The organism is Burkholderia torrens, from assembly GCF_984668525.1.
This window is the reverse complement of the sequence record NZ_OZ480211.1, coordinates 1,992,751-2,004,762: the sequence shown is the minus strand read 5'-3', so window position 1 is coordinate 2,004,762 and position 12,012 is coordinate 1,992,751. Positions and strand designations below refer to the sequence as shown.

The window sequence follows — 12,012 nt, the reverse complement described above, 5'->3', positions numbered from 1 at the left end:
TCGCAGCCGGCACGCCGCGCGCGAGCAGGATTTCACGATTGACGCTCACGAATCACCGGTAAGGCAGGTAATGACAGCATCGAAAAATTCGTCGACGTCCGCTCAGGCGGGCACTTCCTCGGGCAGCACCGGTTTCGATCCGGCCGCCCAGCCGATGCAGCAGATGTTCGAGTCGTGGCTGAACGCGTGGCGCGGTTTTGCAGATCCGGCGCGCGCCGCGACTGCGTCGGCCACCGTCAATCCGTTCGCGACATTCCAGTTCCCGGCTTCGTTCCCGTTCCAGATGCCGTCGATGCCCGATCTCGGTGGCCTCGCGGGTCTTGGCGGCATGGCGTCGCCGTTCGTGGGGCTGAAGCTGCCGGTTGCCGCGATTCCGCCCGAACGGCTCCAGGCGCTGCAGGCCGACTACGCGCGCGATTGCATGACGCTGATGCAGCAGGCCGCTGCCGCGAAGCTCGAATCCCCCGAACTGAAGGACCGCCGCTTCAGCGGCGATGCGTGGAAATCGTCGCCCGCGCATGCGTTCGCGGCTGCGTGGTATCTGCTCAACGCGCGCTATCTGCAGGAACTGGCCGATTCGCTGCAGACCGATCCGAAGACGCGCGAGCGCATCCGCTTCACGGTCCAGCAATGGACGGCGGCCGCCGCGCCGAGCAACTTCCTCGCACTCAATCCCGACGCGCAGAAATCGATTCTCGAAACGCAGGGCGAAAGCCTGCGGCAGGGGATGATGAACCTGCTCGGCGACCTGCAGCGCGGCAAGATTTCGCAGACCGACGAATCGCAGTTCGTGGTCGGCAAGAACCTCGGGTGTACTGAAGGTGCGGTCGTCTACGAGAACGACCTGATCCAGCTGATCCAGTACGCGCCGAAGACGGACAAGGTGTTCGAGCGGCCGCTGCTGATCGTCCCGCCGTGCATCAACAAGTTCTACATCCTCGATCTGCAGCCCGAGAATTCGCTCGTCGCGCATGCACTGTCGAACGGTCATCAGGTGTTCCTCGTGTCGTGGCGCAATGCGGACGCTTCGGTCGCGCACAAGACGTGGGACGACTACATGAACGAAGGGCTGCTCGCGGCGATCGACGCCGTGCAGCAGGTCAGCGGCCGCGAGCAGATCAACACGCTCGGCTTCTGCGTCGGCGGCACGATGCTCGCGACCGCGCTCGCGGTGCTCGCCGCACGCGGCGAACATCCGGCCGCGTCGATGACGCTGCTGACCGCGATGCTCGACTTCAGCGATACCGGCATCCTCGACGTGTTCGTCGACGAGGCGCACGTGCAGATGCGCGAGCAGACCATCGGCGGCAAGAACGGCACGCAACCGGGGCTGATGCGCGGCGTCGAGTTCGCGAACACGTTCTCGTTCCTGCGTCCGAACGACCTCGTGTGGAACTACGTCGTCGACAACTACCTGAAGGGCCGCACGCCCGCGCCGTTCGACCTGCTGTACTGGAACAGCGATTCGACGAGCCTGCCGGGCCCGATGTACGCGTGGTACCTGCGCAATACCTATCTCGAGAACAAGCTGCGCGAACCGGGCGCGCTGACCGTGTGCGGCGACGCCGTCGACCTGTCGCTGATCGACGTGCCGACCTTCATCTACGGTTCGCGCGAGGATCACATCGTGCCGTGGCAGACCGCCTACGCATCGACGTCGATCCTGTCGGGCCCGCTGAAATTCGTGCTCGGCGCGTCGGGGCACATCGCGGGCGTGATCAATCCGCCGGCGAAGAAGAAACGCAGCTACTGGATCAACGACGACCTGCCCGAATCGGCGGACGACTGGTTCGCCGGTGCCACCGAGCAGCCGGGCAGCTGGTGGACGACGTGGGTCGAATGGCTCGACCAGTACGGCGGACGCAAGGTGGCGCCGCCCGCCGAGGCCGGTTCCGCGCAGTTCCCGGTGATCGAGCCGGCGCCGGGGCGCTACGTGTTGCAGCGCGATTGACGAAAACCGGACAGCGGCGCACGCTGTCCGGTGCACCGCAGTTTTTTTAACAGGGCCGGTAACGATGCGCCGTGTCGTGCGGGCCTGGAGGAAAGGGAAATGACGGACGTAGTGATCGTATCGGCCGCGCGAACCGCGGTCGGCAAATTCGGTGGCTCGCTTGCGAAGGTTGCGGCGCCGGAACTGGGCGCGACGGTGATCCGCGCGGTGCTGGAGCGTGCGGGCGTGAAGCCCGATCAGGTGAGCGAAGTGATCATGGGCCAGGTGCTGACGGCCGGTTCGGGGCAGAACCCGGCGCGCCAGTCGCTGATCAAGGCCGGCCTGCCGACGGCAGTGCCGGGGATGACGATCAACAAGGTGTGCGGCTCGGGCCTGAAGGCCGTGATGCTGGCGGCGAACGCGATCGTCGCGGGCGACGCGGACATCGTGATCGCGGGCGGCCAGGAGAACATGAGCGCGTCGCCGCACGTGCTGCCGGGCTCGCGCGACGGGTTCCGGATGGGCGACGCGAAGCTGGTCGACACGATGATCGTGGACGGCCTGTGGGACGTGTACAACCAGTACCACATGGGCATCACGGCGGAGAACGTCGCGAAGGAATACGGGATCACGCGCGAAGAGCAGGACGCGTTCGCGGCGTTGTCGCAGAACAAGGCGGAAGCCGCGCAGAAGGCCGGCCGCTTCAACGACGAAATCGTGCCGGTGTCGATCCCGCAACGCAAGGGCGAGCCGCTGCAGTTCGCGACCGATGAGTTCGTGCGTCACGGCGTGACGGCGGAATCGCTGTCGGGGCTGAAGCCGGCGTTCTCGAAGGACGGCTCGGTGACGGCGGCGAACGCGTCGGGGCTGAACGACGGCGCGGCGGCGGTGCTGGTGATGTCGGCGCAGAAGGCGGCGGCGCTCGGCCTGACGCCGCTCGCGCGGATCAAGGCATATGCGAACGCGGGCGTCGATCCGAGCGTGATGGGCATGGGTCCGGTGCCGGCATCGCGCCGGTGCCTGGAGCGCGCGGGCTGGACGCCGGGCGACCTGGACCTGATGGAAATCAACGAAGCGTTCGCGGCGCAGGCGCTGGCGGTGCACAAGCAGATGGGCTGGGACACGTCGAAGGTAAACGTGAACGGCGGGGCGATTGCGATCGGTCACCCGATCGGCGCGTCGGGCTGCCGGATCCTGGTGACGCTGCTGCACGAGATGGTCAAGCGCGATGCGAAGCGCGGGCTGGCGTCGCTGTGCATCGGCGGCGGGATGGGCGTCGCGCTCGCGGTCGAGCGTCCGTAACCGGCCGTTCGTTACCGTCGAACCGAATCCGGGGCACCGGCCGATTGCGGCTTCGGCCGGCGCCACGTGAAGTCAGAGGGGGCCTCGGCAGCTCTCGAAACCAAAATATGGAGTGAGATTCATGTCTCAGCGAATTGCGTACGTAACGGGCGGGATGGGCGGCATTGGCACCAGCATCTGCCAGCGTCTGTTGAAGGACGGCTTCAAGGTCGTCGCGGGTTGCGGCCCGAACTCGCCGCGCCGCGTGAAATGGCTCGAGGACCAGAAGGCGCTCGGGTACGATTTCATCGCGTCGGAAGGCAACGTCGGCGACTGGGACTCGACCAAGGAAGCATTCGACAAGGTCAAGGCCGAAGTCGGCGAGATCGACGTGCTGGTCAACAACGCGGGCATCACGCGCGACGTCGTGTTCCGCAAGATGACGCATGAAGACTGGACGGCCGTGATCGACACCAACCTGACGAGCCTGTTCAACGTGACGAAGCAGGTGATCGACGGAATGGTCGAGCGCGGCTGGGGCCGCATCATCAACATTTCGTCGGTGAACGGCCAGAAAGGGCAATTCGGCCAGACCAACTACTCGACCGCGAAGGCCGGCATCCACGGCTTCACGATGTCGCTCGCACAGGAAGTCGCGACGAAGGGCGTGACGGTCAACACCGTGTCGCCGGGCTACATCGGCACCGACATGGTGAAGGCGATCCGCCCCGACGTGCTCGAGAAGATCGTCGCGACGATCCCGGTGCGGCGTCTTGGCGGGCCGGAGGAAATCGGTTCGATCGTCGCGTGGCTCGCGTCGAACGATTCCGGCTTCGCGACGGGCGCCGACTTCTCGCTGAACGGCGGCCTGCACATGGGCTGACGCCCGGGCTGCGCGGGCCGGGTGGCCGCGCAGCCGGGTATGTTCCGAAGGCCCCCGCCTCCCGGATTCGGGCGGCGGGGATTCGTCACTTGCGCAACGCTGCACTGAAAGGCGTTACATGACTACTACAAAGAAGACGGCCGAACGGCTCATCAAGAAGTACCCGAACCGCCGGCTCTACGATACCGAGACAAGCACGTACATCACGCTCACCGATGTGAAGCAGCTCGTGCTGGAGCAGGAGGATTTCAAGGTCGTCGATGCGAAATCCAACGAAGACCTGACGCGCAGCATCCTCCTGCAGATCATCCTCGAGGAGGAAAGCGGCGGCGTGCCGATGTTCTCGTCGTCGATGCTGTCGCAGATCATCCGTTTTTACGGTCATGCGATGCAGGGCATGATGGGCACGTACCTGGAAAAGAACATCCAGGCGTTCATCGACATCCAGAACAAGCTCGCGGATCAGTCGAAGAACCTCTACGAAGGTAACGCGATGAATCCGGAAGTCTGGTCGCAGTTCATGAACATGCAGGCGCCGATGATGCAAGGGATGATGACCAGCTACATCGAGCAGTCGAAGAACATGTTCGTGCAGATGCAGGAGCAGATGCAGAACCAGGCGAAGTCGATGTTCAGCACGTTCCCGTTCAAGCAGCCGGGATCGTCGGAGCCGGAGAAGAAGTAAGCGGCGATCCGGTGTGGGCGCGCAAAGTGTCGCGCCGGCATTGTTCGGGACGGCAACGGGGCGCGTCGCGGAACGATTGACCGCGCGGTGGTATTGCCCGCGAGTACATGCGCGTTGTCGTGCCGTAGTACATCAGTGCAGATTAAAACGCACAAGGCCGACCGGCAAAGCCCGGTCGGCCGAATATCAGATAAAGCGCTGATTGTAAAAAATGCCGATGGCCGGATTTTCGACCGGCTTATCGAACCGCGAAGCGGCCTGCCGCCGATCCGTTCGCGCAGTTGTTTCCGTAAATAAAGAGATTTCTATTTTCGGAAAATGCCGAATAGATGATCGGGAAAACTTCCTTTGCGCTGAACGAATAAATGCCGTCGTTGATGGATACAAGAAGATTGCCGCTCGTATCGGTTTCGATCTTGTCGATCTTGCCTGCCTTGCAAAGCGATTCCGCGGAGGCGTATGAGGATGCAGCAAGCATCATGACCGAAACGAGGGCGGCCGCGAGTTTTCTCATGGTCTTTCCTTGGTGAATGAGTGGATTGCTTGAGTTGTGATGCAGGTAATACACGGTTCAGTATTGGCTGGCCAAATAGGTGCCGATGTCTGATCGCCGTGAAATATATCCGAGATTAATCAGGTGTTGAATGGGGGTGGCGGATTTGGAAATGGTTTTTATGAATTGTTGAGTATTTCAAACTATTCTTGTGAATTGTGTGTTTTGCTGTCAAACAAGGGTCGGGGTAATTGGATGGTTGCGGAAAAATAAATTTATTTGTGATTTTTGGTTGTGATTTGGTTTGTGGGGTTTTTGATTTATTTCTCTATTTTTTATTTGTTCGGCCGGATTTTTGAATAATCACCGACGAAATGCACAAGACCATCGACGAGCGTGCCGCCGTGCCGGCCGATCGGTCGGGCAAAGGGCTGATCGCGCTGGCGCGGGCCGAGTGCCAGTGCTCGCGAAATAGGCGGGCGGCCCGTTGGCGGGCTTCGAGGCGAGCCGCGATCTCGTTCAGGGCGATGCGCGAGGCGCACACACTTCGTAGGCGTGTTTCGGCGCGCTACGCGTGCGGCCTGCAGCCAGAGCGAGGATTGGGCCGCCGGTGCGGTTTGTCAGTATCGCGCGGTGACTGCGATCGATGGCGGGAAGATTCGCCCGGTGGCGTTCTGCGAGGCGCTGGCGCAGGCTGCGATGACGATGGCGCGCAGGTTGGGTGGGTGCGTGTGGGGACGCCCGATAGCGATAGTCACGTGCCGGCGCCGACAACCTGCCGGCCGCAACTCCATACGGAGCTGTGGCTGATCGGCGATGGCGACGATGCGGTCTGGTTCAACCGGTGCCAGACGGCAGCGGCGTATCCTGAGTGAGCATCGGATCGAGTGTGGGCCTGCTTCCGCGGACTTTTTTGCGATTTCGTCACGGAATTGGATGCGTCACGACTCTGGATCGAATCCGTGTTCGTCGTCCGACGGCGGGAGGTCGAGCACGAGCTTGACCGCGCTGTAGTTGGCCTTGAGCGAAAACACGCGGCCGATCACGAGAAACGTCTGCCGCGAATTTTCCAGTTCGACGAAATCGCCGGGCTGCGGTACGTGCGCGCCCTGATCGTAGGAGAAGCTGGTGCTGGTTTGCTCACCGATGGCTTCTGCCGCGTGCTCGGTGAATTCGATCGTGATGTGGGTGGTCATGCGAATCCCGTTGAGTGGATGGAAGTGAGCGGATGCCGGGATTTTCGCATAGCGGCCGCTCGCGCCCGCGGCGATTGTCGTGCGCTGGTGGTTGCGGATCGTGCTTGCCCGCCGGACTTCGGCTCACTCGAGCATGCACGCGTCGAGGGTTTCCCGCGAGCGCGGCAGCGCGATCGCAGCGGCCCGGCCGAAGCCGGGCTGGGCGCGGAACGAAGTGAGGCGGCGGTTATTTCTCCGCAAACGTGCCTGCTTCCACCAATGTCATCTTGCCGGGGTCCAGGTACGTGCGGATGGCGGTGTTGACCTGCTCGACGGTCAACGCGCGGACGCGCTCGGGATAGGTGTCCAGGTCACTCAGCGGGCGGTCCTGGAGCACCGTCTGCGCAATCATGGCGGCCATCTGCCCGGTGGTTTCCATCGCGACTTGATGGCGGCCGATCATGCCGTCCTTGCGTGCATCCAGTTCGGCCTGGGTAACACCCTCTTTCCACCAGGCATCCAGAATCCGGCGCGTGCTGGCGACGCCCTTGTCCAGCAGGAGCGGGGCGAAGCTGCTGGTGATGACGAATGCGCCGTCCATCAGCGAGAGCCCGGACAGGCCGGCACGGATGCCGTAGGTCAGGCCTTCCTTGTCGCGGACCCCTGCCATCAGGCGGCCCGTGAAGCCGTTGCCCAGGATGTTGACAGCCGCGCTGAGGGGCAGATAGTCGGCATCGCTGGCGCGCAGGTCGATGGCCTGACCCAGCATCACGCTGACGGATTCCTTGTCCCGCACGGCGATGCGCTGCGTGTCGGGCCGGCTTGCCTTGCGTGGCGGGCCCTGTCGCACGAGTGCCTGGCCCCCGCTCCAGCCCGCGAAGGCTTCGGTCACCATGGACTGCAGGCGGCGAGGGTCTGCGCCGCCCACCACGACCAGCGTCATATGTGCGGGTCCGTAATAGGCTTGATGAAAGGCCTTGATGTCGTCCAGCGTGGCAGCGGCGATCGCTTCGAGCATCCGTTCGCGCGGCACCGGTGCGTTGAGGTGGGCATCGGGGTAAATGGACCGATTCAGCGCCTCGGCGGCCCGAACCGACGGGTTTTCTCCGGCGTTACGGACCGCGGCCTCCAGCCGGCTCTTGGCCTTGGCCAGCTCCTCCGGCTTGAAGGCCGGCAGGCGCAACTGCTCGGCCATCAGGTCGATCAGCGTCGACAAATCCTTGGTCAGGCTTTGGCCGTGTATGGCGACATAGCCGCCGTCGGTCTGGAACGACAACTGGGCGCCCAGGCTTTCCAGCAGCGCGGAGATCGCCACCTTGTCGCGACGGGTGCTGCCCTCCTGCAGCAGCATGCCCGTCAGCAACGGCACGGCGGGATTGGCCGCCTTGCTGGCCGTGTCGGCATCGCCCAGGGGCATCACCCCGGTAAGGGACACCATTTCGTGCGGCGACATCGAATAGGTCAATAGCGTGATGCTGCCGGCCTGCGAGCGTACGACGCGGTCGGCTATGCCTGCCTGGGCCGCAACAGGCAGGCATAGCACGGCGAACCACACGAACCACGTCCGCAGATGGTTGAAACGAACCTGTTTCATGAAGATTTCTCCGGGACGAACCAGCCGGTGGTGCTCTGGTTTTCAATGAGGTACTTGCGGGCTACGCGCTGCACATCGGCGGGCGTCACCTTTTCCAGTTCTTCGAGCTCGGTGACGAACAGTGCCCAGTCGCCCAGCGAGACCGCGTTGCCCAATCGGGCGGACGTCGAGCGGACACCGTCACGCTGGTAGACCTGATCGGCCCGGTAAGGGCCCAGCACCCGCTGGATATCCTCGCGGGTGACGCCCTCGGTCTTGATCCGCTCCAGTTCGGTCCAGGCGATTTTCTCGGCCTGCTCGTGTTTCGCGCCGGGCGGCAGGCTGACCGTCACGACGAACGGACCGGGATCGCGCAGCGCATGGAAGCTGGCGCCGGCTTGCGTGGCAACCGTGGTGTCGACCAGTGCGCGATACAGCCGGCTGCTCTTGCCCTGGCTCAATACCAGGCCCAGTACGGTCAACGCAGCCGCATCGGGGTCGAGCGCGCGCGGCCCCTTGAAGGCAATGATCAGATTGCCCGTTGCGCCCGCGCGTTTGAGCACCAGCCTTCGCGGCCCCTGCTGCGGCGGCTCTTCGGTCGTGACAGCGGGAATGGCCTCGGGCGCGCGCGGGATGCCGCCGTAATACTGCCTGACCCATCCCAACGCCTGGTCCGGCCGGAAATCGCCGACCAGGATGACGGTGGCGTTGTCCGGCCAGTAGAAGGTGTCGTAGAAACGGCGCAGCTTGTCCACGCTCGCATGCTCGATATCGCTACGCCAGCCGATGGTGGGATGGTGGTAGGGGTGTGCCTGGTAAGCCGTGGCCATGACCTGCTGGAACAAGGCGGTGAAAGGGCTGTTCTCGCCGCGCTCGTACTCGTTGCGTACCACCGTCATCTCGCTGGCCAGGTCTTCCGGGCGCAGCAGGAGGTTGCGCATGCGGTCGGCCTCGATCGCGATGTAGCCTTCCAGCGCGTCGCGCCCGAGCGTGCCGAAGTAGTTGGTGCGGTCCATCGAGGTGGTTGCGTTGAAGTTCGCGCCCACGCGCTCCATGTAGCTGTTCAGTGAATTGCCGAGCGCCTTGTTGTAGTGCCGACTGCCCTTGAACATCAGGTGCTCGAGCAGGTGAGTGTCGCCGGTCGTGCCGGCGGCTTCGTTGCGTGATCCCACCCGGTACAACACCTGGAAACTGACCACCGTCGCAGCGGGATCGGGCACGGCAAGCACGGTAAGGCCGTTGGCATCCAGACGGTATTCGTCGATGCCGCCCAGGGAGCGCACGTGGGTAAAGCCCGGTACCTCGACGGGTTGGGCCATCGCCGTGCCTGCAATCAACGGGCACAGCGAGAGCCAGGTGCATATCAAACGTCGTACTGACATGGAGCGTCCTTTTTTGTAGGCAGGATGAACGCGGAAGATCGGGCGCCGGCTCGGCGGTCAGTCGACTGCGATGCGTCGAGCGCGGTGAACGTGAAGTCTTTCATATTTTCCGATGAATGTTGACGGATGACGCGTTGCGGGACATTGATGCCGTGATGCGTTCCCGCCCGGCGGCGCATCGCGCATCCGATTCGACGGTCGATGCCGCCGCCGATCGCCGGTTTTGCCTCGCCGCCCCTAAATGGCTGTAAACTCACGCTTTTGCTGCCACGCCCCCACATTCCAGATGTCCCAATCCCCCAAAGTAGGGTTCGTATCCCTCGGCTGCCCCAAGGCGCTCGTCGATTCCGAACAAATCATCACGCAGCTGCGCGCCGAAGGTTATGAAATCTCCGGCACCTATGACGGCGCCGACCTCGTCGTCGTGAACACCTGCGGCTTCATCGACGAAGCCGTGCAGGAAAGCCTCGACGCGATCGGCGAAGCGCTGACCGAGAACGGCAAGGTGATCGTCACCGGCTGCCTCGGTGCGAAGTCGAGCGCCAGCGGCTCGAACCTGATCGAGGAAGTCCACCCGAAGGTGCTCGCCGTCACCGGCCCGCACGCGGTGGGCGAAGTGATGCAGGCCGTGCATTCGCACCTGCCGAAGCCGCACGACCCGTTCACCGATCTCGTGCCGGCGGCCGGCATCAAGCTCACGCCGCGTCACTACGCCTACCTGAAGATTTCCGAAGGCTGCAACCACCGTTGCACGTTCTGCATCATCCCGTCGATGCGCGGCGACCTCGTGTCGCGCCCGGTCGCCGAAGTGATGCTCGAGGCCGAGAACCTGTTCAAGTCGGGCGTGAAGGAACTGCTCGTGATCTCGCAGGACACGAGCGCGTACGGCGTCGACGTGAAGTACCGCACGGGCTTCTGGAACGGCAAGCCGATCAAGACGCGCATGACCGACCTCGTCGCGGCGCTCGGCGAACTCGCCGCACAGTACGGCGCGTGGGTGCGCCTGCACTACGTGTACCCGTATCCGAGCGTCGACGAAGTGATTCCGCTGATGGCCGAAGGTCCGTTCAAGGGCCACGTGCTGCCGTACCTCGACGTGCCGTTCCAGCACGCGCACCCCGAAGTGCTGAAGCGCATGAAGCGTCCGGCGAACGCCGAGAAGGTGCTCGAGCGCGTGCAGAAGTGGCGCGAGATCTGCCCGGACCTGACGATCCGCAGCACGTTCATTGCAGGCTTCCCCGGCGAGACGGAAGAGCAGTTCGAAACGCTGCTCGACTTCATCCGCGAGGCGGAACTCGATCGCGTCGGCTGCTTCGCGTATTCGCCGGTCGAAGGCGCGACCGCGAACGAACTCGACGGCGCGCTGCCGGACGACGTCCGCGAGGCACGCCGTGCGCGCTTCATGGAAGTCGCCGAGGAAGTATCGGCGAACCGCATCCAGCGCAAGGTCGGCAAGACGCTCAAGGTCCTGATCGACGAGGTCAGCGAAGAAGGCGGCATCGGCCGTACGGCAGCCGATGCGCCGGAAATCGACGGTGTCGTCTATGTCGAGCCGGCGACGAAGGCATCGAAGCGCTACAAGGTCGGCGATTTCGTGTCCGTGAAGATCACGGGCGCCGACGGCCACGATCTGTGGGGCGAGGTGTAAGCGATGGCCGCCGCATTTCCGGAGATTCTCGCGCTCGGCGAGGCGATGATCGAATTCAACCAGTCGCAGCCGGGTCGTCCTGAATTCCTGCAGGGCTTCGGCGGCGACACGTCGAACTTCTGCATTGCGGCGGCGCGCCAGGGTGCGTCGACGGGCTTCGTATCGGCGATCGGCGACGATCCGTTCGGCCGCCTGCTGGCCGACATGTGGCACACGGAGAACGTCGACACGACGTACGTGCGGATCGACCGCACGGCGCCGACCGGCGTGTATTTCGTCACGCACGGCGCCGACGGCCACCAGTTCGACTATCTGCGTGCGGGCTCCGCGGCGAGCCGCTATGCGGCGGGCGACCTGCCGCTCGATGCGCTCGCGGCCGCGAAGGCCGTGCACCTGTCGGGCATCAGCCTCGCGATCAGCACGGCTGCGTGCGACGCGGCGTTCGCGGCGATCGACCATGCGCGTCGCCACGGCGCGAAGGTCAGCTTCGACACGAACCTGCGCCTGAAGCTGTGGCCGCTGCCGCGCGCCCGCGCGGTGATGCGCGAAGCGCTGCGCCAGACGGACATCTGCCTGCCGAGCTGGGACGATGTCACGGCACTGACGGGCGCGAACGATCGCGACGCGATCGTCGATGCGATGCTCGAACACGGGCCGCAGGTCGTCGCGCTGAAACTCGGCAAGGAAGGCGCGTATGTCGCGACGCCGAACGAGCGGCGCGTCGTGCCGGGCTTCACGGTCGAGGCCGTCGATGCGACGGGCGCGGGCGACTGCTTCGGCGGCGCGTTCGTCGCGCGGATCGTCGCGGGCGACGATCCGTTCGCGGCCGCGCGTTATGCGAACGCGGCGGCGGCGCTGTCGACGACGGGCTATGGTGCGGTCGCACCGATCCCGCAGCGCGACGCGGTGGAGCGCCTGATGCAGGGCTGACGTGCCCCTGCGCGCTGACCAGGGCCCACACG

Annotated in this window: 11 protein-coding genes; 6 read left to right on the top strand and 5 right to left on the bottom strand. The window is 64.2% G+C overall.

Annotation, left to right across the window (positions count from 1 at the left end; genetic code table 11):
- Nucleotides 1-70 precede the first annotated feature (70 nt).
- The 4 genes from phaC to phaR all read left to right on the top strand — a co-directional run bounded on the left by phaC (nucleotide 71) and on the right by phaR (nucleotide 4,779).
- Nucleotides 71-1,951: a class I poly(R)-hydroxyalkanoic acid synthase gene (gene phaC, locus AC5LXX_RS09175; RefSeq protein ID WP_493409287.1), complete on the top strand. Its 1,881-nt coding sequence runs from the start codon at nucleotides 71-73 to the stop codon at nucleotides 1,949-1,951.
- A 99-nt stretch (nucleotides 1,952-2,050) separates the two neighbouring features.
- On the top strand, nucleotides 2,051-3,232 hold the full coding sequence (locus AC5LXX_RS09170; protein WP_493406546.1) for an acetyl-CoA C-acetyltransferase: 1,182 nt from the start codon (nucleotides 2,051-2,053) through the stop codon (nucleotides 3,230-3,232).
- A 121-nt stretch (nucleotides 3,233-3,353) separates the two neighbouring features.
- Entirely contained in the window at nucleotides 3,354-4,094 is a 741-nt protein-coding gene (locus AC5LXX_RS09165; protein WP_014896930.1) for a 3-ketoacyl-ACP reductase, read from the top strand.
- A 118-nt stretch (nucleotides 4,095-4,212) separates the two neighbouring features.
- Complete coding sequence (gene phaR, locus AC5LXX_RS09160) at nucleotides 4,213-4,779, top strand: polyhydroxyalkanoate synthesis repressor PhaR (protein ID WP_089467558.1); 567 nt, start codon at nucleotides 4,213-4,215, stop codon at nucleotides 4,777-4,779.
- A 238-nt stretch (nucleotides 4,780-5,017) separates the two neighbouring features.
- Here phaR and AC5LXX_RS09155 read toward each other — a convergent pair whose 3' ends face one another.
- The 5 genes from AC5LXX_RS09155 to AC5LXX_RS09135 form a co-directional block, all read right to left on the bottom strand.
- Nucleotides 5,018-5,293: a hypothetical protein gene (locus AC5LXX_RS09155; protein ID WP_493409286.1), complete on the bottom strand. Its 276-nt coding sequence runs from the start codon at nucleotides 5,291-5,293 to the stop codon at nucleotides 5,018-5,020.
- Between the two features lie 920 nt (nucleotides 5,294-6,213).
- Nucleotides 6,214-6,468 (bottom strand): hypothetical protein, encoded by a 255-nt coding sequence (locus AC5LXX_RS09150; RefSeq protein WP_059583515.1) that lies wholly within the window; start codon nucleotides 6,466-6,468, stop codon nucleotides 6,214-6,216.
- Nucleotides 6,469-6,694: 226 nt separating this feature from the next.
- Nucleotides 6,695-8,041, bottom strand: coding sequence for a M16 family metallopeptidase (locus AC5LXX_RS09145; protein ID WP_493409285.1), 1,347 nt, complete (start codon nucleotides 8,039-8,041; stop codon nucleotides 6,695-6,697).
- Nucleotides 8,038-9,339 carry a M16 family metallopeptidase gene (locus AC5LXX_RS09140; RefSeq protein WP_493409284.1) on the bottom strand — a complete coding sequence of 434 codons (1,302 nt, stop codon included), beginning with the start codon at nucleotides 9,337-9,339 and terminating at the stop codon, nucleotides 8,038-8,040. The genes AC5LXX_RS09145 and AC5LXX_RS09140 overlap by 4 nt, the downstream gene beginning before the upstream one ends.
- Nucleotides 9,340-9,383: 44 nt before the next feature.
- A complete protein-coding gene (locus tag AC5LXX_RS09135) occupies nucleotides 9,384-9,683 on the bottom strand; it encodes a hypothetical protein (RefSeq protein WP_493409283.1) in 300 nt (99 codons plus the stop codon).
- Between the two features lie 5 nt (nucleotides 9,684-9,688).
- Between AC5LXX_RS09135 and rimO the strand changes: the two genes are divergently transcribed.
- Together rimO and AC5LXX_RS09125 are read left to right on the top strand one after the other, a co-directional pair.
- Nucleotides 9,689-11,050 (top strand): 30S ribosomal protein S12 methylthiotransferase RimO, encoded by a 1,362-nt coding sequence (gene rimO, locus AC5LXX_RS09130; RefSeq protein ID WP_124457073.1) that lies wholly within the window; start codon nucleotides 9,689-9,691, stop codon nucleotides 11,048-11,050.
- 3 nt (nucleotides 11,051-11,053) lie between these two features.
- Nucleotides 11,054-11,980 carry a sugar kinase gene (locus tag AC5LXX_RS09125; protein ID WP_493409282.1) on the top strand — a complete coding sequence of 309 codons (927 nt, stop codon included), beginning with the start codon at nucleotides 11,054-11,056 and terminating at the stop codon, nucleotides 11,978-11,980.
- Nucleotides 11,981-12,012: the final 32 nt, after the last annotated feature.

What these genes read in the sequence shown, in the direction of transcription:
- phaC (WP_493409287.1), top strand. Translation starts at nt 71, where the DNA reads ATGACAGCATCGAAAAATTCGTCGACGTCCGCTCAGGCGGGCACTTCC.
- AC5LXX_RS09170 (WP_493406546.1), top strand. Translation starts at nt 2,051, where the DNA reads ATGACGGACGTAGTGATCGTATCGGCCGCGCGAACCGCGGTCGGCAAA.
- AC5LXX_RS09165 (WP_014896930.1), top strand. Translation starts at nt 3,354, where the DNA reads ATGTCTCAGCGAATTGCGTACGTAACGGGCGGGATGGGCGGCATTGGC.
- phaR (WP_089467558.1), top strand. Translation starts at nt 4,213, where the DNA reads ATGACTACTACAAAGAAGACGGCCGAACGGCTCATCAAGAAGTACCCG.
- AC5LXX_RS09155 (WP_493409286.1), bottom strand. Translation starts at nt 5,293, where the DNA reads ATGAGAAAACTCGCGGCCGCCCTCGTTTCGGTCATGATGCTTGCTGCA.
- AC5LXX_RS09150 (WP_059583515.1), bottom strand. Translation starts at nt 6,468, where the DNA reads ATGACCACCCACATCACGATCGAATTCACCGAGCACGCGGCAGAAGCC.
- AC5LXX_RS09145 (WP_493409285.1), bottom strand. Translation starts at nt 8,041, where the DNA reads ATGAAACAGGTTCGTTTCAACCATCTGCGGACGTGGTTCGTGTGGTTC.
- AC5LXX_RS09140 (WP_493409284.1), bottom strand. Translation starts at nt 9,339, where the DNA reads ATGGCCCAACCCGTCGAGGTACCGGGCTTTACCCACGTGCGCTCCCTG.
- AC5LXX_RS09135 (WP_493409283.1), bottom strand. Translation starts at nt 9,683, where the DNA reads ATGTGGGGGCGTGGCAGCAAAAGCGTGAGTTTACAGCCATTTAGGGGC.
- rimO (WP_124457073.1), top strand. Translation starts at nt 9,689, where the DNA reads ATGTCCCAATCCCCCAAAGTAGGGTTCGTATCCCTCGGCTGCCCCAAG.
- AC5LXX_RS09125 (WP_493409282.1), top strand. Translation starts at nt 11,054, where the DNA reads ATGGCCGCCGCATTTCCGGAGATTCTCGCGCTCGGCGAGGCGATGATC.